Below are 18,541 nucleotides of genomic sequence, written 5' to 3'. Positions count from 1 at the left end.
TTTGAGAATTGAGAGGGGTTGCTCCTAGTACGAGAGGACCGGAGTGAACGAACCGCTGGTGTTCGGGTTGTCATGCCAATGGCACTGCCCGGTAGCTACGTTCGGAACTGATAAGCGCTGAAAGCATCTAAGCGCGAAGCAGGCCTCGAGATGAGTTCTCACTAGACTTTTAAAGTCTCTGAAGGGCCGTGGAAGACTACAACGTTGATAGGCAGGATGTGGAAGTGGTGCGAGCCATTAAGCTAACCTGTACTAATTACCCGTGAGGCTTAACCATACAACGCCAAACGCGTTTTATGACAGCGTAACAGACAGAAGTTAAGACACTAAAGTAGACATTTACTTGATATCAGAATTCCAGATTTATTAATTTGCTCAGATGAGCGAATTAAACCAAATTTGCTTGGTGACAATAGCGTTTTGGACCCACCTGACCCCATGCCGAACTCAGTAGTGAAACGAAACAGCGCCGATGATAGTGTAGCAGCTGCTATGTGAAAGTAGGTCATCGCCAGGCTCCAAATAAGAGAAAGCCCGATTCGAAAGAGTCGGGCTTTTTTGCGTCTGGAGCTTTCAGCTATCAGCTATCAGCCGTCAGTTGAACTGTGGGGTTGTTTAGTGCAGAGTCACCCTCAGCAACAAACCCCGTAGGAGGCACTTCAGTGCCGAATTCAGACCTTTACAAACACATTCATGGCTAAAGCCATTCCTACAAGTACACTTTGCCTAGAGCCTAGAACCTCCACCTATCGGCTGATCGCTGACGGCTGAAAGCTGATAGCTCTGTGATGTGTTTGGTTTAGCTTCGCTCTACCCAACCTACGCCAGCCCTTTAAACTTTCCCCTTGCTAACTAGCAATTCACGACCCAATTTACCCTTTGTTGCAATTTTAATCTTGGTTTAGTACCTGAGCTATGTAAAACTATTTGCGTTTTTAAACCACAATCAGGTGACATGAATGTCTCAAATAAAAGCTTGGAAACTTATTAGCCTGTTTTGTTTGGTAAGCTTGCTTATGGGCTGTGAGTCGAAAGAAGAGCAGCTGAAACAAACAATACAACAATCCATAGAAAAAGCTGAAGTTGAATTAAATCAACTCGGTACAGCGCTTGATAATGGCTCTTTGCGTAATGCGACGATACTTAAACAATACGGCAAGGTGCTTGCTGAGCAGCAACCACAACTTTCTGAGATCGCTCGTGTAATTAGTCTTGATGCGACTCGTGAAGGGGCTATTTATTCAGGTCTTACACAACGCTTAGCTGATGTTAAGTCTACTTATCTAATACCACCATATGAAGATACTCTTCATCAACTTGATCTTATTCGTGATGCTGCCAAGCCATCTTTATTTCAAGATGCGCTTACCGATCCTATCAATATGCTTGCTGATATGTCGCAGGGGTCATTGGCGCGCGTTGGCGCAATTAGTGAAGCTGCTGAAGGCGAAAGTGTTGGTAACCAGTTAGTTGGCAACCCTAACTATGGGCAATGGCAAACAAATAGCAGCGGTACCAGCTTTTGGGTATGGTACGGGATGTATCGCATGTTGGGCGATGTATTCGACCGAGTTGAGTATGGTCGCTGGAGCCGTCACAGAAAGTACAGCTATTACAATGACTATGGCCGTTACCGTTATTCGAGCCCAAAACAGATTAAAGCACAACAAACGGTAGAGACACGTACTCGTCAGTCTTATCAACGCCAAGGTAAACAATTCACTAGTCCGTATGCCAAGAAGCGTAGTGGCGCATCTGGATTAAGCCGTAGCAGCTATACGCCGCCACGCACACGTAGTAGCTATGCTTCTAGCAGTAGTTACAGTAAAAGCTCTGGGTCATTACGTAACAGCTCGAGCAGAACATCACGTGGCATTAGCCGCGGTAAGTAGTGAAAAGAATAACCACCGGAGTTACAACACATGTATGAATTTAATGGAATAACCACTTGGTCGTTGCAAGCTTTAGCAATCGACTTTGCAATCATTATCGCTTTATTTGTCAGCCTAAAATTTATCAAAGGCTGGGTATCTAACTTACACGCTAATGATGAAATAACTGAGCGTGACAATTTTGCTTTTGGTATTAGTTTTGCGGCTGGGCTTGTGGCACTTGCTATTGTTCTTAGTGGCGTGAGCAGCGGCGCATTTGCACTGACTTTACAACAAGAAGCATTACAAATGCTAGGTTATGGTGTGATGGCGATTGTGCTTATCAAGCTAGGTCACTTCTTCCAAGACAAGGTAGCGCTTCGTAAAGTGAGCCTGCATGACGAAATCGTAAAAGGTAATGCTACTGCTGCACTCATTGATTTTGGCCATGTTGTGAGTGTAGCGATTGTCATTCGCTCTGCTTTATTTTGGGTTGCGACCGAAGGCTGGCATGGTGTTCCAATTGTGATCGCAGCTTTTGCCATTGGCAGCATTGCGATGCTACTGATCAGTCAATATCGAGTGCAGTTATTCAAGCGTACTAATCGCAGTGGTGATTGCTTACAGCAAGCGGTTATTGACGGTAACTTAGCAGTAGGTATTCGTTATGCTGGCTTTTTAGTGGGTAGTGCATTGGCATTAACGGCTGCATCAGGTATTGCTCCTTATGCGGCTGACAACATTGTTGCTAGTTTAGGTTACTGGGCATTAAGTGCAGCAGTGAGTTTAGTTGCTTTCATTTTACTACACTTAGTGACTATCAAAATCATCCTATCTGGTTGTGATATTTCAGATGAAGTGAACCGCCAGAAGAACGTGGGTGTAGCAGCTATCTCTGCAGCAATCTCATTTGCGATTGGTTCGACCATGGCAACCTTGTTAGGTGCCTAATTAAGTGTCTACTACAACAAGCGCCCCAAGTAGAGCCAATCTACTTGGGCATGATTTCCTATTAATAACTGTTATGGCCGTACTCGCTGGGTGCGGCCTTATTTATGAATACCTTCTATCTCATTATGCTGGTCGTGTCTTAGGCTCGGTCGAGAGTGCCATTTATGCCATGATCGGCACCATGATTGTCGCTATGGGTATCGGTGCATTTTTAGCACGTTGGTTTAAAGATGCATTTACTGCTTTCGCGTGGCTAGAGAGTATTATTGCCTTGGTCGGCATGGGCTGTATTTTAGCGATAGCGAGTGTTATCGCTGTCAGTTATTCATTGCCGCATATCTTCTCCGAAATTTTTAACTTGCCTGCAGATACCGTACTTAATGGCTATGTATTTGAAAAGCTACAAGAGTGGTCACGTTTCTTACCCTATGTGTTTGGTCTGTTACTCGGGCTATTGATCGGTATGGAGATCCCGCTAATTGCGCGTATTCGCCAGCAAGTTTATGGCCGCTTTTTAGAAAATAATGCGGGAACTATTTACGGGGCGGATTATATCGGTGCCGGTGTCGGTGCTGCGATTTGGGTGAGCATTATGCTTGCGATGCCAATTATGCAAGCAGCAGCTTGGACGGCGTTGTTTAATATTATTGCTGGTCTCGTGTTTTTATGGCGCTATCATCAACATGTTCGCTTCGCTAAGCTACTGCTAGTTTGCCATGTGCTGTTGTTGGTGTTTTTTGCGTTTGTGCTTGTGCTTGGCACCAGTTGGATGAAAAACCTAAGCAATGTTTTATACAAAGATAAAGTTATCTACTCGCAAGCAACTAAGTATCAGCACCTAGTTTTAACTGAGCGTTTGAGCCGCAATCAGCCCAATGCAATTACCGATCTTTACCTCAATGGCCGTTTACAATTCTCAAGTGTGGATGAGCAAATTTATCATTCTATGCTTGTCTATCCTGCTATGTTGGCTTCAAATCGCCACGACCGCGTGTTGATCATCGGGGGTGGTGATGGGCTTGCATTGCGTGATGTTTTGAAGTGGCCAGTAGAGCATGTCACCTTAGTTGACTTAGATGGTCAGTTGTTAAACTTATTTGGTAATGATGTCGGCGACTATGATGCGCCAGAGGAAATCAGAACACGTTTAACAGCGCTAAATAAGCACTCTATGAGCGATCCCCGCGCTGATATTCGCATTGCAGATGCCTTTTTAGAGGTCGAAGCTATGCTTGCTAAAGGCGAGCGCTTTGACACTATTTTAATTGACCTACCAGACCCTAATCACCCTGATCTTAATAAGATGTACAGTGATTATTTTTATAATCATGTGCGTCAGTTGTTGGCACCTGATGGAGCTGTGGCCGTGCAATCAACATCCCCTTATCATGCGAAGAAAGCATTTTTGAGTATTGCTAAAACAATGAAAGCAGCTGGCTTTGGTTATGTTGAGCAATACCAACAGAATATTCCTTCGTTTGGTCAATGGGGTTGGACTATCGCGACCACCGCTGGCAAATCAGCAAGTCAGCGAATTCGTGAAACGAATGAATTACCGGTGCCATCTCGTTGGGTAAGCAAAGAATATTTATTGGCTTCTTTTGTGTTTCCGAATCATTTTTTTGAACAAGTAAACACGATTGAAGTCAATAGATTAGGTTCAGGAACCTTATATGATTATTACCGCCAAGCGTGGCAAGTTGAAACCGAATTGTACAAAAATTGATATTTTATAGTTGACATAATATGTCGGCTATGCAAATCTTAACTCAGACATAATATGTCAAAACGTAAAAAGGTGAGACATGGAATTAAATGAACTATCAATCAAACTGGCTTCTTTTGAAACAGAAGGTGTGAGCTTTGAGTCTTTCTTGATTGCCAACGAAGGTGAGCAAGATGTGTTACAAGTTATCGTCGATGGGAATGATGAGTTACCTATCTTTGTTACCCAAACAGAAGAGCAACTACTGTGTATAAGCTACCTGTTTGCTGAAAACGAAGTACAAGCAGATATGCGTAATGAGTTAAACGAAACGTTACTACGTTTAAATGTACCAATTCCATTAAGTGCATTTGCAAAAATTGATGATAAATACGCTATTTTTGGCGCGTTATCGGTTAATTCATCGTTTGATGATATTACCCATGAGTTGGTAACACTGGCAGACAATGCGATTGATGCACTTGAAGCCGTGACCATTTATTTAAACGATTAATTAGCAATTTCTGGAGTTAAGATTATGAGTATTTTAAAGAAACTATTTACAGCTGTACGTGGTGGCGCTCGTGAAGCAGGACAAGCAATTGTTGATGCAAACGGTATCCGTATCTTTGAACAAGAAATTGCTGATGCACAAAATGCCCTACAACGCGCTAAAAAAAGCCTTACCGAAGTAATGGCAAAAGAGATGCAAACGAAGCGTAAAATTAGCGCACTAGATGCATCAATTGCAGAACATGAAGCGTATGCAGGTCAAGCACTTGAAAAAGGCAATGAAGCGCTAGCATTAGAAATCGCAGAAAAAATCGGTGATTTTGAAGCTGAGAAAGCAGAGCACGAAGAAGTGTTAGCTGGTTTTAGTAACCACATTGTGCAACTAAAGCAGCAAGTTAAAGATGCTGAAAAGTCGATTAAAGAAAACCAACGTCAATTAACGATGGTTAAAACGACAGAGAGTGTTCAGCAAGCAACAATGGCTGTTAATAGCACGCTAAATACTAACAGCTCATCAATGACATCAGCACGTGAGTCTCTTGAGCGTATTAAGCAGCGTCAGCAAGACCGCCAAGACCAGTTAGGTGCGGCTAAGCAATTAGAAGCTGATACTAATGGCGATGATTTAAAAGCGAAAATGGCTGAAGCGGGTATTGGTGATACCAATCCGAAAAGCGCGGATATTCTGGCGCGTATTAAAGCAAAACAAAATAGCTAATCAGTTAACGGAAAGACAAAAGGTAACTCACGCACTGGGTTACCTTTTTTGCTTCAACAAGGAGTCAGCCTATGTTTAACTTTTTCAAATCTAAAAAAGCCCCAGAGCGTCAGCTTACTGATCCAAGCCAATTACTTGTTGGTGATATGCTGACGGTGATTGATTCGTTCGCTTACCCAAGCTGGTTAAAAGGACAAACACTGCGTGTTATTGATGTGCAAACGTATCAGTACCAACGTAGTGCAGAGTATGAGTTGGTACTCGAGAGTGAATCTGGCCAAGTGGTGTTTTTGCAAATTGAATCAGATGACGGTGAGCAATGGGCAAACTTTGCGATCAAAATTCAACGCGACGATGTTGATGAGATTTTTACCCTTGATGAGTTCGCTCGTATTTTTGATGAAGACGAATTAACGGCAATTAACGTGCAAAATAGTCCGGAGCGTTTTAGTCACTTTTTAGCATCGAGCTACAAACAATCAGAAGCACCTTATGTGTGTTATTTCCATAATAAGGACTACCGCAATAAACCTTTACCTCGTTATGAAGACGAAGGTGGTGAGCCGTGTGAAATGATCTGTTTAAGCTCAGATGATGAATCGCATAGTTTAAATATTGAGATTTGGGAAGGCGGTGAAACAGAGGTATCACTGACGTTAACCAGACCAATTAGCGATATTGTTGACTTATTTCCTGGGGATGCCAAGTGAGTGATGCAAAAGCCAAATGGCAGCGTCAGGAGCAAGCCGTTAGAGCCACGCAAATGGCGTTTGATTTAAGCTCTGAAGTGCAAAAATCAATTAAGAAGCAAGCCATTGACCAAGAGCTTACGCCATCAGATATGATCCGTAAGATTTTGGAGCTCGACGTTAAGTCGAAAAAAACCAGACAGCGTTTATCGTTTAACTTAAATGATGAAGAGATTGCTTTATTGGCTGAGCGCTTTGGTGTTGCAGCCGATGATAAGCGTGCTGTGAAGCAGCGCGTGGCTGAATTACTCATTGAACACAGTAAAAAAAGCTAAGGTTTTGCCTTTACTTCTTTAAGCCCTTACACTGAGGCTAGATGTTTTAAAGAAGTGGCATGACTGTGGATATTATTTTACTTGCGTATTTAGTTATTTTTGCATTATTTGGCACTGCAGCAAGTTACTTTGTTCGCTACATTTATGCTTACTGGGTGCATAATACAATGCAGGTTAAGTACATATATAAGGCCGGGATTTGTATCATCAGCGTGGTGATAGTATCCGGCCTTATTGCATTATTTACTTAATCTCGATTGCTTGGCACTGCTGTGAAATACACAGCGATTGTATAGGCAGAACTGGTGAGCAATCGTTAACAGTTAATGCTTGATCAGATGACTTCTCAGCCGCTGTAATTCGCTCTGCAAGTTGCTCTGCTTGCTCTTGTGTATTGTTTAACGTTGAATAAACCACATAGCGACTTGGCCCACCACATGCCCGCTCACCAACTTCTAACACTTTACATTGAAAGCTCGCGGTACAGCTATTATTGCTAACGATATCGTTCAGCTGATCGTTTAAATCACCTAAATCAACGCGCGCAGAACTACCCGACGTTGTTGTTTCGCAACCGCTTAAAGCAATGCTTGCTAACACAGTTGTGGTGATGAAAAGTTTCTTGAAAGTCGATGAACGAACCATTATTGCTTATTCCTTAGTATACACTTGCCGCTGAGCCTTCGATTCTAACACAAGTATTCTCAGAACACTGCGCACCTGGTGCGGTTAGATGCTGACAAATACTCATCATGTCGTTTGCTGCGTTAAATTGCTTTTCAAGGGCGGTGATATCTTTTGCAAGCTTTTCAACCTCAGCAGTGTCAGCTGTTTTGGTTGAATAAACAATAAAGCTACTTGGGCCGCCACAAGCACGACTACCAACAGGTAATACTTTACATTGGGTGCTGTTGTCACAGCTTGGATCATCGATTAATTGTTTAAGTTGCTCATGGGCAGAGCTAATAGTGGCTTTATCTGGGGCTGCTTTGGTCACTTCCTCAGCGTTTTTTATTTCAACGGCTTTTGGTGCCTCGACAAGTTTATTGCTGGTTGCCGTTGATTCGGCTTGCTCATTAGTTGCAGCGTCCGAGCACGCAGTTAATAACACAGGAAATAAAATTGCCAATAGTGGATAGCGCATAACATACCTAAAAATCGTTGAATAAGTACTCACTATCATACACATTGCTCAAAGTGGAGCAATAAAAACGTTAGCTTTCAGTAAGTAGCTCTGTATTCACAGAGCTACAATAAGATAAAAGTTTTACAGCTATCTGCAATAAATAGGTATTACAAACCACCTTGGGTTAGTTTGGCTGGGTTCAGTAACTCGCTCAGTTCTTCGCGCGAAATATCCGTATGCTCAGCAGCAACATCAATAATAGGGCGACCTTCTTGATAAGCTAATTTGGCAATTTTTGCGGCTTTGCTATAGCCGATCACCGGATTAAGTGCAGTAACCAGAATTGGGTTTTTAGCGAGCGCTTTATCAACATTGCTTTGGTTTACTTTAAAGCTGGCAATCGCTTTATCTGCCAGTGCTTCACTGCTATTTGCTAAAAGTTCGATACTTTGCAAAATGTTTAGGGCAATCACAGGTAGCATTACATTGAGCTCAAAGTTACCGGCTTGACCAGCCACTGTAATGGTCGCGTCATTGCCAATTACTTGTGCGCTGACCATAGCCGCCGCTTCAGGGATCACAGGGTTTACTTTACCCGGCATAATTGATGAACCTGGCTGTAGAGCTTCAAGTTCAATTTCACCAAGACCTGCAAGTGGGCCAGAGTTCATCCAGCGCAAGTCATTGGCTATTTTCATTTGTGCTACAGCAAGTACCTTTAGCTGGCCTGAGAGCGCAACAATGGCGTCTTGTGAGCCTATGTTATAAAAGAAGTTTTTGCTTGGGCTAAAGCGAATACCTACATTCTCACTCAAGTGTTGGCAAAACTCACCGGCAAATGCTGGATCGGCATTTATGCCGGTACCAACTGCTGTGCCACCTTGTGCAAGTTCACAAACTCGCTCAAGAGCTTGGCGAATGCCTGCCATTGCATGATCCACTTGTAACTGCCATGCAGCCAGTGTTTGTGAAAAACTCACAGGCATTGCATCCATTAAATGTGTGCGACCGGTTTTCACAATATGGCCCACTTCGGCTTGTTTGCTTTGTAGGCTTTGACTGAGTTTATCGAGTTTAGGAAACAGCTCATAAATGATGTTAATAGCGCTACTTACAGCAATCGCAGTGGGGATCACATCATTTGAGCTTTGTCCCATGTTCACATCATCGTTGGGGTGAATGGTTTCCCCTGCAAATTGGCTCGCCAGCGTTGCAATGACTTCATTGGCATTCATATTTGAGCTAGTGCCAGAGCCTGTCTGAAATACATCAACAGGAAACTCTGAAAAATGTTTACCGTCGATGACCTCTTGGCATGCTTGCTCAATAGCTTTAGCTTTACCTTGACTCAAATGGCCTAAAGCAGCATTACTTTGCGCGGCAGCTTGCTTAATGTAGGCGAGGGCGGTGATAAATTGCTTAGGCATGGCTAAGCCACTAATTTTGAAGTTATTGATAGCGCGTTGCGTTTGAGCTTGATACAACGCATTGGCAGGGACTTGTAGTTCACCCATGCTATCTGATTCGGTTCTAAATTGGCTCATAAACACTCCTAAATCGGGTTAAATTCTTGGCTGAGAAGACACGCTTCTCGCTCCAAACTGAAATACTTTTCAATACAGTTATGAGTTTTGTAGTAACGCTTTAGCGCAAGTTGCGGTTTATAAAGCTGAGCCAAACATTGTTTACGAATTGCATTATGCACTAATGAATCACACATCTTTTCAAGTAGTTCATGAAAGGTGCGTCTTAGATACAGCTCTTGCAAAATAAAGTTGTGATGCTTTTCGTAATAGCGTGCAATGTTTAAACCCGCTTCAACATAGTTCGCAACAAGTGCAGGGGCATGTAGCCCAGGTCTTTGGCAAACACATTTCATTTGCCGCTGATAATGGAGCATAGCATTGTGAGAGTGCATAGAAAAACCGATTAACTGTAATGATAATTGTTATCATTAGAGTTAATCGGTTTTAGTGCAAGTCTTATGAAATGAAGCTAAGACTGAATGGATTAACTGTGTGTGATTAATTGTAGCCGAGAATAAAAATCTGGTCTGTTTCATGTTTTTTCGGCGCCTGTACATTTTCTTTGTTACATTGAGAAAGAAGATCGATCACGGTTGCTCTGTCGTCACAACTTGTTAAGGCGGCTTTTTCGCTTTCAGCACGTTCGCTGGCTGCAAGTGCTGCATCTACAGCGGTGTAGGGTGAGATATACATAATATTGCTCCTATTGATTAATTCACTTAAGAAATAGCATAAGCTGTACCAATATTGATTAATAAATTTAACTTGTTGAAAATAATGGGTTTATATTTTTAACTAATAAATTCACCGCGACTTTATTATTTATTTTTGCTTTACTGTTGTGCACTAATTACCAAACATGGTGCACTAATTTGTATGGATAAACCCTTCTCTCAAGCCTGTGAAAACAACAAATTACCTATTTTAAACGTATTAGAAGCGTTCTTTTCTGATGTGACGGATGTATTAGAAGTCGGCTCAGGTACTGGGCAACATAGTGTGCATTTTGCAACGCATTTAGCACATTTGCAGTGGCATTGCAGTGATCGCGAGGTTAATCACCCAGGGATTTTACAATGGCATCAAGAAGCTGCATTAACTAACTTGCATGCGCCACTGACACTCGACCTTAATGATCCTTGGCCGGTTGAAACTGTGAATGCCATTTTCACCGCGAACACAATGCACATTATTAGCTGGCCACTGGTGGAGCGCTTTTTCCAAGGTGTAGCAAAGCACTTAGCGCCAAAAGGTAAGCTGTGTATTTATGGACCATTTAAGTACCAAGGTAAGTTTACCAGTGCTAGTAATGCCGAATTCGATGCTTTTTTAAAACAGCGAGATGCAAATAGTGCGATTCGTGATTTTGAAGCGATTTGCCAACTTGCAGAGCAAGCTGGCTTAACCTTGGTTGAAGATGTGCAAATGCCAGCGAATAACCAATTATTGCTGTTTAAAAGGCAGTAAGCTTTCGCAATGGGCTTTATAGAGCGCCATATGTTGGCGTTCTCTAGTAATAAAATCGCTAATGGCAGCTGCAAAATCACCGTGCTGAATATGATGCAGTGAATAGGTAGATACGGGTTTAAAACCGCGACTTATTTTATGCTCACCTTGCGCGCCAGAATGGAACTGTTTAAGTTTGTTGGCAATGCAGTATTCAATACCTTGATAATAGCAAAGCTCAAAGTGCAAACTATCGAGCTCATAGTTCGTTCCCCAGTAACGACCATACAAACAGTTCTGATCTTTAAAACTGAGAGTGGCGGCAATCACCTCTCCTTGATATTTAGCGAACATTAGCACCAGTTTGTCGGCCATGCTTTGCTGCAATAACTCGAAAAAGGCGGTATTCAAATAACCATTGTGGCCTGAGCGCTTTAAATAGGTTTGGCGGTAAAAATGACTAAATTGCTGCATGTGCTGTTTGCTGATGTCAGCACCTTCGATCCATTCTACGGCTATCTGCTGTTCAGTTATTTTAGCGCGTTCTTTTTTGAGCGATTTACGCTTTCTTGCGGTGAGTGAAGCTAAAAAATCCTCAAAGCAATTATAGCCTTCATTAAACCACTGAAACTGCACGCCATGACGTTGCATTACGGTATCGCTAGTTAATGCAGTCGCTTGTTGCTGGTGGCAAAAATTTATATGCCAACCTGACCAGCCTAACTGCGCTGCTGTTGCTGTGAGTACATGCTGAGTGTAAGCATAGACTTCAGTGGGGTTATTGTGATTTATACTAATTCTTTGCCCAGCAATAGGTGTGAATGGTACGCCACACAGCCATTTGGGATAATACTCTAAGCCATGTTGTTGATAGGCTTCAGCCCAAGCCCAGTCAAATACATATTCACCATAAGAGTGGTATTTTAGATACCCGGGTAGTAAGGCAATGACCTGTTCTTGCTGGTAAATTGCTAGGTGCATAGGTTGCCAGCCCGACTCTTCACTCACACATCCTGTTTGTTCTAAAGCCGCTAAAAAAGCGTGATCAGTAAAGGGCGTATCATCAAAAAATGATTGCCAAAGAGTGGCATCAATCTCGCTTATTTGATTAAACCAGCGGTGGCTAAACTCACTCATTGTTTAGCCGATTCAATATCTTTGATGAAACCGTTGATATGCATAGCAAGCTTATCGAAATAAGGGTTAAACGTGAGTCGTGCAAAGGGTTTGTGCGCTTGTAAATTTTCGGCTGTGCGTTCACCCATCACAACGTCTTTTTGGTATTTGCAGGCTGTATAAAGCTTATCGTCATCTAAGTAGCTTCCGCAATTGCGATACAATGCTGTGCGACCGTAGTAAGGGTTGCTGGGTTTATTAACAATACCAATATGTGACATTCCTTTGATTTTTTTACAGTCATCGGTGTCGCAGTCATCACGAATTATTTGGTAATCAGCTGGAAAGCTGGCGGGAATATTATCGTCATCACCATAGTATACAAGCCGATCAAGCTGGTTATTCTTGCGTGTTTTTGGGTCGTGTAGCTTAGTTAAAATTTTAAAGGTCGCTTGGTTATCTATTGTGGTGTCAACATCACTAAAGGTGCTAAATATCGCTACATTAGGGAGTTGGCGATGACGTAGTTCATCAAGGCTAATACGGCTCATTGCTTCGTGACTAGCTGAGGCTGCACTAAATGGAAACGACTCATACTTGGCAAAATCAAGGTCCGCATCTTTATCAATCCAATTCACAAATGGAATCGCATCAACCCATTTCGCCAGCCAACCGTTTTTATTGTGTGGCTCGCTTGCGGGTGAAAACAACATAGCAGCAGTAATCTTATTATCGACCGGGCCTTGAGTTAAGTAATCAATAACCAGTGCAGCACCGGTTGAGTAGCCCCCTAATATCACCTGATCAAAATCTTTTAATGTGCGCTCAATGGCATACACGCTAGCCTTTTGCCAATCATCGGCATCGATGTCTCTAAGTGCTGCAGGAGCGGTACCATGCCCAGGTAGTAAAATTGTGCGTACCGTATACCCTTGTTGATAATACACTTGTGCAAGGTCGTGATAGGTAAAGGGTGAGTCGGTTAAACCGTGGATCAAGAGCACTGCTTTACGGCTATTGGCCTGTTTAAGTTCAAATGGGCTTATTAAATCGGCAACAGTCGCGTTAGCTGGTCGAGCGCCTTGTGCAACAAGCTGCTGATAGGTGTCTGTGTAAACAGGGCATGGCAAATTAGCGCGCGGGTTTTCGCTACTAATTTGCAGGTAAGCAGCGGTTAAATAGTCACTAAATGCTTGCTCGATATTATAGCTAAAGGTGCTATGGGTGCGTGGTAATGGCTCTCTAAACAGTCCTTCGCGCTTACTTTTCATCATCAGTTCTTGGTCTTCAAGCTGAGCAAGGCAGGTTTGTTGCTGTGCCATTAATGAGCTGCTAAATAGCCCACTGATGGCCCAAGAGATAGCAACTAAGTTGATGAATTTCATATTTTAAGCATCCTTTTAAAGCCTATTTTTAGCTTATCGAGTTATGTTTTATTTGCAAGCAAGGTGCGTCAAGCGAGCGGTAAATGACGCTTAGTGAACGCTTGTTTTAAGACCACTGTCGATTCGATGTTAGCAATACAATCAATACTACCTAATTTATGTTTCACAAAGCTTTCATAGCTTTCTAAATCAGCGGCAACGATCTTCAGCAGGTAATCATAACTGCCTGAAATAACAGAACACTCAAGTACATGGTCAAGCTTCTCAACCTGCTGTTCAAATTGCTCAGCAGCGGTAACAGAGTTCTGGTTTAAGCGAACAAAGGCATACACAGACACATTTAAATCAACTGCTTTAGGATTGATGGCAGCATGGTAACCACTGATCACATTTGCTGATTCGAGCTTTTTAATGCGGCGTAGGCAAGGGGTATCGGACAGGCTAACCGAGTGTGCCAGCTCTGAGACAGAAGTTCTCGCATTATCCTGTAAAGCATTAAGTAATTGTTGGTCTTTTTTATCTAATTTCATTTTTATTTGAGTGATTTTCACTAATCTAGATGGATTCTAGTCTATATTTTGGCGATTAGCACTCATTGAACTCTGTTAACATTATCGCAATATAATTATTTTGGAGTGAGCCTGTGACTGAGAACACTAAGGCATTTGATAGCTGGCTTCGCACCCGTTTTGTTGAGATCAACAGCGAATTAGAAAAACTATATTGGCAACAAGACGATAAAGCGAATGTAGAGGGTGTCGGTGAGCACCTTAAGCGTCAATTAGAGCAAGAGGGTAATGAGCATATTCGTGCCTTACTGGCAGAGGGTAATACAGATGAAGGCTTTGATAATGCCTTTGACTTATTAGGTAATGTTGGCTTGTATATGGCGGCATGCCGTCGACATGAGATCACTGAGCCTTCTCGTGAAACAAGCTCACCGCTTGTTGAAGCTTCAGCGTTGGCAATGCACATTGGTGCATCTATTGGCGTAACCCCACGTTTTGCAACGGCACATTTAACCACCCACAATAAAGCGGTTGATGGTTTGTATAAGCGCTTTACAGATCTTGAAGATGAGAAAATCTTTATTGATTACAATACCAAGGGCATTTTAGCGTATAAGCGCGCGGCAGATGCTTTATTAAAAATTCAGCCGTTAGGGATATCACACCCTATCGCAGCAGATTTACTCGCAGTGGCAAAACAAGCATTGCTTGATGTGATTGAGTCGAATAATACGTTATACAACAAGCTCGATACAGACCGCTTTTTCTATTGTGTACGCCCGTATTACAAGCCGTATCGAGTAGGTAAAGAGGTATATCGTGGCGCGAATGCTGGTGATTTTGCGGGCATTAATGTTATCGATTTACTGCTTGGTCTTTGTTTTGCTAATGAACCTAGCTACTCGCAAATGCTGGTGGATAAATTCTTGTATATGATGCCTGAAGATCAGCAGATCCTGCGTGAAAGTATGCGTATGACAAGCATTATGGATGACTTTTTAGCGGCAGAAGCTGAGCGCGATAGCGAATGGTTACAAACTAACTTAAAGCTGTTCATTCAAGTGTGTAAACTGCATGGTGATACTGCCATTGGCCACCATAATCAGTTGGTCAGTAAATACATCGCGCAGCCTTCACAGCAAATGCAGCAACAACATATGGATAAAGTCACAGCCAGTGGGCCGCCTTTGCATGTGTTACTTAACTCACTAGAGCAGTTACGTGATCGTCGTGCGGCAGCAAAAAGGGACGATATTCGAACTCGGTTTGATGATTTAACTAAGTTAAAACAGTGGATTAAGTAATGAGTAAAGACGATTTTGTAATTCCACAAGGCAGCTATTTGCTTAACCACTCTGTGGGGCGACCCTTAAAATCTGCTGAGCAGCATTTTCATCAGCAGTTTTTTGCTGCTTGGCAAAATGAAAATAAAGAACCATGGCAACAGTGGTTGCAAGGTGTTGAGGCATTTACGAGTAGTCTCGCTAAATTATTTAACTCGCATAGTGAGTTATTTTGCCCACAAGTTAACTTATCGAGTGGTTTAACCAAGCTGTTGATGTCGCACCCGCGACTTCAACAAGAAAATTGCAAAGTATTGATGGCCGAAAGTGACTTTCCAAGTATGGGTTTTGCGATGCAAAAAGCCCTACCGGAAAGTGCTGAAATCGTGTTTATAGGTAAGCATGAAGACCTAACCGATGCGCAGATTTGGCAGTCATATTTAGCGAAAAATGATATTGATTTAGTCTTTATTAGCCATGTTTATTCAAACACGGGTCAGCAAGCGCCTATTCATGAAATTATAAATATCGCGAAACAACACAACACATTGAGCTTACTAGATGTTGCGCAGTCTGCGGGCATTTTAGAGGTCGACTTAACTAAGCTTGATGCCGACTTTATGTTGGGCTCGAGTGTAAAATGGTTATGTGGTGGCCCTGGTGCTGCTTATTTATGGGTTAGCAGCAAGCAGCTTTCACTTTGTCAGCCACAAGATGTTGGTTGGTTTTCTCATCAAAATCCGTTTGAGTTTGATATTAAGCACTTTGCTTATCATCAAACCGCATTGCGCTTTTGGGGCGGTACCCCTTCAGTTGCACCTTATATTTTGGCTTCGCATAGTATTAATTACTTTGCTGATCTTGGTATTGAGAAAGTACGTGCTCATAACTTAGCAATGCTCGCGCAGTTTCATGATCAATTAGCTGATTATATGCACTCACCAATACAGGCTGACAAATGCTCTGGTACGGCTATTATGCATTTTGGCGAGCAACAAGCGGCTGTTAAAGCTGCGCTTATTGCAGCGAATATTGCGGTTGATGAACGTCACTTAGGCTTAAGAGTCTCTGCTCATATTTATAATGATCAGCAGGATATAGATACTTTTATCACGACTGTGAAAAGCGCTTTAAATTAAGTGCTTGTCGAGCCTTTGCTTTGACTGAACGCCAATGCGTCATTGGTTTTTCTGGGACCAGCGCTAAAATTTGCTCAAAGTCGATGTCATCAATACTGACTTCATTGCTGTGGGCAAACATAATCCGTTTTGGTTGTAGCGCTTTTAGCATCAACAAAGAGCTTAAATACAGCTTTGGGTAAAAAACAGGAAAGGGTGGCACAAGCTGCCCTTTTACTTTTACTAGTAAATCAGCAATGTAAATTCGCTCGCTAGGAATATGATACAGGCTAATATCTCGGTCAGTGTGACCTGGGCTATGTAGTGCTTGCCAATCGTCAAAGCCGGGTAGGGTTGCATCAGTAGCAAGGTAATAATCTGCATCTAGATGGCGGCTGTACCAAAGGTTGTGGCGTTTTTTATTTAACCTACCTGCGACCCACCAAGCCAAAGCGATATCGGTTAAATGCATTAAGAAACCATCAATGCCTCTATACCATTGACCTGGAGCATTCGACGTCGCTATTTTGCCGCCACTTAACTTTCTTAGTGCATGCGCTCCACCGGCATGATCTGGGTGCATATGGGTGACTACAATCAGTTTTAAGTCAGTGATGGGGCGCTTTAGTTGTTCGGTAATATAGTCAAATACGGTATTCACATCAGCACGGCAACACCCATCAAGCAGCATCAATTTATCTGGATATTCAACTAAATAGATATTTTGAATATAACCTTCGAGCGTGTGAATGTGCAAATCAATTGACCCCTAAACTAAATCAGCAAATGTTGTTATATCATGTCTGACCAGTTTTAGTAAGTTAAGCTAATTGGATTGCGTGCCTCGCTCTTTGAGCTGCTTTTTGTTTTCTTCTAACTGTGCTACCTGTTTTTCGAGGATGCTGATTTGGCTCTTATAGTAAGCGTTAATACGCTCACTTTGTTTACTGATAGCATCATCAATAGACGCTGCGCCTAATCTGTTTGCGGCATCTTGCGTCATATTATTGAGTTTATCGATGCGCTCACTTTGTTGTTTTTGTAGTTCTTTAATTTCGAGCTGAAGGCGCTCTATTTCACGATCGGCTTTTTGAATTTTTAAATAATCTTCAACACTTAAGTCGGCAGGTTTTTTTGGCTTTTGCGGCTGCTCTGTAGCTGGTGTTTGGCTACTTGCTGGTGGCGGTGCAATTTTCACGATTACTGCATCTTTTCCACAAGGTTTCTCCGTAAAAGTAGCAACCCCGTCAATCATGCACTTATAAATAGTGGCTTGACTGTTGGCGCTGGCAAATAGGGCAAGAGTAAAAAATGCAAAACGAAACATGGCATCACTTTGTGTAGCAAATAGATACTTAGCATGCATGAAATATAATGAAGTGTGCAAGTTTTCGGGCATAAAAAAACCGCTAAAAAGCGGTTTTTAACAATAAAATGGTGGAGAAGGAGGGATTCGAACCCTCGATAGAGCTACAAACCCTATACTCCCTTAGCAGGGGAGCGCCTTCGGCCACTCGGCCACCTCTCCAGCGCATAATTCTGATTGTAATTTGCTGAAATAAATCAACAAATAAAAATAAGTGGTGGAGAGATAGGGATTTGAACCCTAGAGGGGCTACAAACCCCTGCCGGTTTTCAAGACCGGTGCATTCGACCACTCTGCCATCTCTCCACATCGTGATGCGAGAATAATACTTAGCTGAATCGGCTGTGTAAATAGGAAAAAGTTTGTTTGCTTGTTTTTTGAGCGTAAAGAGGGGGTTTTTTGTAAAAAGGTTTAATTAATTGCTGTTTTTAACTTAAAAGAAAGGGGTTGGAGCAGTAAACGGAGGAGCTAAAGAAGGATCTTCGTTAGTGGTTGGGTGTTTACTGCACCGATAAAGTAACCATGGTTGGGGATTACTTGTGTTGTACTGCGCCGCCAAGAGCTAACTTTTTGCCGTAGCGATTTAGTTTTGCCAACATTTTTGCTTTGCGGTTTGTTGGTTTTACGGCAACATGAGTTGCAGCGTTTTGGTTTAATGTATTAATTGGGTTCATTACTTTGCTCCGGGTTGTGTTTGGTTGAAAACGTGAGTATTTTGCAATCAAACTGGACAAAAATAAAACGATAAAAATTGAGTCTGTCGGATAACTTTTTCTAATCCAAAAGCCTTTTATTAACATGGGGTTAAGTTTTTGTCTAAGTGATATCTTGCATGCTTATGCAGTTTCTTTAACGCTGAAGTATAGGTAAATAAAGGATAAAGG

Annotated in this window: 22 protein-coding genes, 2 tRNA genes and 2 rRNA genes; 13 read left to right on the top strand and 13 right to left on the bottom strand. The window is 42.3% G+C overall.

All coding sequences use genetic code 11. The features are described from left to right. The 10 genes from L1D51_RS14920 to L1D51_RS14875 all read left to right on the top strand — a co-directional run. Window positions 1–277: ribosomal RNA gene (locus L1D51_RS14920) — 23S ribosomal RNA — on the top strand; the annotation flags it as partial. Window positions 278–402: 125 nt separating this feature from the next. Then, window positions 403–517: ribosomal RNA gene (rrf, locus tag L1D51_RS14915) — 5S ribosomal RNA — on the top strand. Window positions 518–959: 442 nt separating this feature from the next. Continuing rightward, window positions 960–1,892 carry a hypothetical protein gene (locus tag L1D51_RS14910; protein ID WP_054554600.1) on the top strand — a complete coding sequence of 311 codons (933 nt, stop codon included), beginning with the start codon at window positions 960–962 and terminating at the stop codon, window positions 1,890–1,892. Between the two features lie 30 nt (window positions 1,893–1,922). Further along, complete coding sequence (locus L1D51_RS14905; RefSeq protein WP_239964007.1) at window positions 1,923–2,822, top strand: DUF350 domain-containing protein; 900 nt, start codon at window positions 1,923–1,925, stop codon at window positions 2,820–2,822. A gap of 73 nt (window positions 2,823–2,895) precedes the next feature. Continuing rightward, window positions 2,896–4,548, top strand: coding sequence for a polyamine aminopropyltransferase (locus L1D51_RS14900; RefSeq protein ID WP_414858337.1), 1,653 nt, complete (start codon window positions 2,896–2,898; stop codon window positions 4,546–4,548). Window positions 4,549–4,627: 79 nt separating this feature from the next. Then, window positions 4,628–5,041, top strand: coding sequence for a YjfI family protein (locus L1D51_RS14895; protein WP_054563728.1), 414 nt, complete (start codon window positions 4,628–4,630; stop codon window positions 5,039–5,041). A 24-nt stretch (window positions 5,042–5,065) separates the two neighbouring features. Beyond that, on the top strand, window positions 5,066–5,758 hold the full coding sequence (locus L1D51_RS14890; protein ID WP_054563727.1) for a PspA/IM30 family protein: 693 nt from the start codon (window positions 5,066–5,068) through the stop codon (window positions 5,756–5,758). Window positions 5,759–5,829: 71 nt separating this feature from the next. Continuing rightward, window positions 5,830–6,468, top strand: a complete 639-nt coding sequence (locus L1D51_RS14885) for a hypothetical protein (RefSeq protein WP_055199258.1) — start codon at window positions 5,830–5,832, stop codon at window positions 6,466–6,468. Further along, complete coding sequence (locus L1D51_RS14880) at window positions 6,465–6,782, top strand: hypothetical protein (protein WP_054554605.1); 318 nt, start codon at window positions 6,465–6,467, stop codon at window positions 6,780–6,782. Before L1D51_RS14885 ends, L1D51_RS14880 begins: the two co-directional genes overlap by 4 nt. Window positions 6,783–6,847: 65 nt before the next feature. Further along, window positions 6,848–7,033 (top strand): hypothetical protein, encoded by a 186-nt coding sequence (locus tag L1D51_RS14875; RefSeq protein ID WP_054554683.1) that lies wholly within the window; start codon window positions 6,848–6,850, stop codon window positions 7,031–7,033. Here L1D51_RS14875 and L1D51_RS14870 read toward each other — a convergent pair. The 5 genes from L1D51_RS14870 to L1D51_RS14850 all read right to left on the bottom strand — a co-directional run bounded on the left by L1D51_RS14870 (window position 7,026) and on the right by L1D51_RS14850 (window position 10,127). Beyond that, window positions 7,026–7,427 carry a hypothetical protein gene (locus L1D51_RS14870; RefSeq protein WP_054563725.1) on the bottom strand — a complete coding sequence of 134 codons (402 nt, stop codon included), beginning with the start codon at window positions 7,425–7,427 and terminating at the stop codon, window positions 7,026–7,028. The two genes, L1D51_RS14875 and L1D51_RS14870, sit on opposite strands and share 8 nt — an antisense overlap. 13 nt (window positions 7,428–7,440) lie before the next feature. Continuing rightward, entirely contained in the window at window positions 7,441–7,926 is a 486-nt protein-coding gene (locus L1D51_RS14865; protein ID WP_062566274.1) for a hypothetical protein, read from the bottom strand. Between the two features lie 149 nt (window positions 7,927–8,075). After that, window positions 8,076–9,452, bottom strand: coding sequence for a class II fumarate hydratase (locus L1D51_RS14860; RefSeq protein WP_055022357.1), 1,377 nt, complete (start codon window positions 9,450–9,452; stop codon window positions 8,076–8,078). A gap of 8 nt (window positions 9,453–9,460) precedes the next feature. Continuing rightward, the gene (locus L1D51_RS14855; protein ID WP_054554609.1) at window positions 9,461–9,826 is read right to left on the bottom strand and encodes a hypothetical protein; all 366 of its coding nucleotides are present in this window, start codon (window positions 9,824–9,826) and stop codon (window positions 9,461–9,463) included. Window positions 9,827–9,932: 106 nt separating this feature from the next. Further along, on the bottom strand, window positions 9,933–10,127 hold the full coding sequence (locus L1D51_RS14850) for a hypothetical protein (protein WP_054554610.1): 195 nt from the start codon (window positions 10,125–10,127) through the stop codon (window positions 9,933–9,935). Between the two features lie 183 nt (window positions 10,128–10,310). Here L1D51_RS14850 and L1D51_RS14845 point away from each other — a divergent pair, with 183 nt between their 5' ends. Further along, a complete protein-coding gene (locus L1D51_RS14845) occupies window positions 10,311–10,901 on the top strand; it encodes a DUF938 domain-containing protein (protein WP_239964006.1) in 591 nt (196 codons plus the stop codon). Here the strand turns inward: L1D51_RS14845 and L1D51_RS14840 are convergent. The 3 genes from L1D51_RS14840 to L1D51_RS14830 all read right to left on the bottom strand — a co-directional run bounded on the left by L1D51_RS14840 (window position 10,878) and on the right by L1D51_RS14830 (window position 13,911). Continuing rightward, window positions 10,878–12,017, bottom strand: coding sequence for a GNAT family N-acetyltransferase (locus L1D51_RS14840; RefSeq protein ID WP_239964005.1), 1,140 nt, complete (start codon window positions 12,015–12,017; stop codon window positions 10,878–10,880). The genes L1D51_RS14845 and L1D51_RS14840 overlap by 24 nt on opposite strands. Beyond that, window positions 12,014–13,381 (bottom strand): alpha/beta hydrolase, encoded by a 1,368-nt coding sequence (locus L1D51_RS14835; RefSeq protein WP_239964004.1) that lies wholly within the window; start codon window positions 13,379–13,381, stop codon window positions 12,014–12,016. Before L1D51_RS14835 ends, L1D51_RS14840 begins: the two co-directional genes overlap by 4 nt. 68 nt (window positions 13,382–13,449) lie before the next feature. Beyond that, entirely contained in the window at window positions 13,450–13,911 is a 462-nt protein-coding gene (locus tag L1D51_RS14830) for an Lrp/AsnC family transcriptional regulator (RefSeq protein WP_054563719.1), read from the bottom strand. Between the two features lie 113 nt (window positions 13,912–14,024). Here L1D51_RS14830 and L1D51_RS14825 point away from each other — a divergent pair, with 113 nt between their 5' ends. Then, window positions 14,025–15,194, top strand: coding sequence for a PrnB family protein (locus L1D51_RS14825; RefSeq protein ID WP_054563718.1), 1,170 nt, complete (start codon window positions 14,025–14,027; stop codon window positions 15,192–15,194). Next, a complete protein-coding gene (locus L1D51_RS14820; RefSeq protein WP_239964003.1) occupies window positions 15,194–16,312 on the top strand; it encodes an aminotransferase class V-fold PLP-dependent enzyme in 1,119 nt (372 codons plus the stop codon). Before L1D51_RS14825 ends, L1D51_RS14820 begins: the two co-directional genes overlap by 1 nt. Here L1D51_RS14820 and L1D51_RS14815 read toward each other — a convergent pair. From L1D51_RS14815 to L1D51_RS14795, 5 genes are all read right to left on the bottom strand, one after another. Further along, window positions 16,284–17,048 (bottom strand): MBL fold metallo-hydrolase, encoded by a 765-nt coding sequence (locus tag L1D51_RS14815; protein WP_239964002.1) that lies wholly within the window; start codon window positions 17,046–17,048, stop codon window positions 16,284–16,286. The genes L1D51_RS14820 and L1D51_RS14815 overlap by 29 nt on opposite strands. A 69-nt stretch (window positions 17,049–17,117) precedes the next feature. Beyond that, a complete protein-coding gene (locus L1D51_RS14810; protein ID WP_239964001.1) occupies window positions 17,118–17,690 on the bottom strand; it encodes a DUF4124 domain-containing protein in 573 nt (190 codons plus the stop codon). A 36-nt stretch (window positions 17,691–17,726) separates the two neighbouring features. After that, window positions 17,727–17,819 (bottom strand) — tRNA-Ser (locus L1D51_RS14805). A gap of 53 nt (window positions 17,820–17,872) precedes the next feature. Beyond that, window positions 17,873–17,963: transfer RNA gene (locus L1D51_RS14800), tRNA-Ser, on the bottom strand. Between the two features lie 227 nt (window positions 17,964–18,190). Beyond that, entirely contained in the window at window positions 18,191–18,331 is a 141-nt protein-coding gene (locus tag L1D51_RS14795) for a hypothetical protein (protein WP_166341396.1), read from the bottom strand. Window positions 18,332–18,541: the final 210 nt, after the last annotated feature.

It is taken from the genome of Pseudoalteromonas shioyasakiensis, assembly GCF_022398475.1.
In the GTDB taxonomy this organism is placed as follows: Bacteria; Pseudomonadota; Gammaproteobacteria; order Enterobacterales; family Alteromonadaceae; genus Pseudoalteromonas.
This window is presented reverse-complemented; position numbering and strand designations above follow the sequence as displayed.

Bases quoted from the DNA above. Each gene is read 5' to 3' on its own strand.
- L1D51_RS14870 (WP_054563725.1), bottom strand. From the start codon at position 7,427: ATGGTTCGTTCATCGACTTTCAAGAAACTTTTCATCACCACAACTGTG.
- L1D51_RS14905 (WP_239964007.1), top strand. From the start codon at position 1,923: ATGTATGAATTTAATGGAATAACCACTTGGTCGTTGCAAGCTTTAGCA.
- L1D51_RS14865 (WP_062566274.1), bottom strand. From the start codon at position 7,926: ATGCGCTATCCACTATTGGCAATTTTATTTCCTGTGTTATTAACTGCG.
- L1D51_RS14895 (WP_054563728.1), top strand. From the start codon at position 4,628: ATGGAATTAAATGAACTATCAATCAAACTGGCTTCTTTTGAAACAGAA.
- L1D51_RS14795 (WP_166341396.1), bottom strand. From the start codon at position 18,331: ATGAACCCAATTAATACATTAAACCAAAACGCTGCAACTCATGTTGCC.
- L1D51_RS14830 (WP_054563719.1), bottom strand. From the start codon at position 13,911: ATGAAATTAGATAAAAAAGACCAACAATTACTTAATGCTTTACAGGAT.
- L1D51_RS14860 (WP_055022357.1), bottom strand. From the start codon at position 9,452: ATGAGCCAATTTAGAACCGAATCAGATAGCATGGGTGAACTACAAGTC.
- L1D51_RS14820 (WP_239964003.1), top strand. From the start codon at position 15,194: ATGAGTAAAGACGATTTTGTAATTCCACAAGGCAGCTATTTGCTTAAC.
- L1D51_RS14840 (WP_239964005.1), bottom strand. From the start codon at position 12,017: ATGAGTGAGTTTAGCCACCGCTGGTTTAATCAAATAAGCGAGATTGAT.
- L1D51_RS14890 (WP_054563727.1), top strand. From the start codon at position 5,066: ATGAGTATTTTAAAGAAACTATTTACAGCTGTACGTGGTGGCGCTCGT.
- L1D51_RS14910 (WP_054554600.1), top strand. From the start codon at position 960: ATGTCTCAAATAAAAGCTTGGAAACTTATTAGCCTGTTTTGTTTGGTA.
- L1D51_RS14900 (WP_414858337.1), top strand. From the start codon at position 2,896: ATGGCCGTACTCGCTGGGTGCGGCCTTATTTATGAATACCTTCTATCT.
- L1D51_RS14885 (WP_055199258.1), top strand. From the start codon at position 5,830: ATGTTTAACTTTTTCAAATCTAAAAAAGCCCCAGAGCGTCAGCTTACT.
- L1D51_RS14855 (WP_054554609.1), bottom strand. From the start codon at position 9,826: ATGCACTCTCACAATGCTATGCTCCATTATCAGCGGCAAATGAAATGT.
- L1D51_RS14850 (WP_054554610.1), bottom strand. From the start codon at position 10,127: ATGTATATCTCACCCTACACCGCTGTAGATGCAGCACTTGCAGCCAGC.
- L1D51_RS14835 (WP_239964004.1), bottom strand. From the start codon at position 13,381: ATGAAATTCATCAACTTAGTTGCTATCTCTTGGGCCATCAGTGGGCTA.
- L1D51_RS14845 (WP_239964006.1), top strand. From the start codon at position 10,311: ATGGATAAACCCTTCTCTCAAGCCTGTGAAAACAACAAATTACCTATT.
- L1D51_RS14810 (WP_239964001.1), bottom strand. From the start codon at position 17,690: ATGCCCGAAAACTTGCACACTTCATTATATTTCATGCATGCTAAGTAT.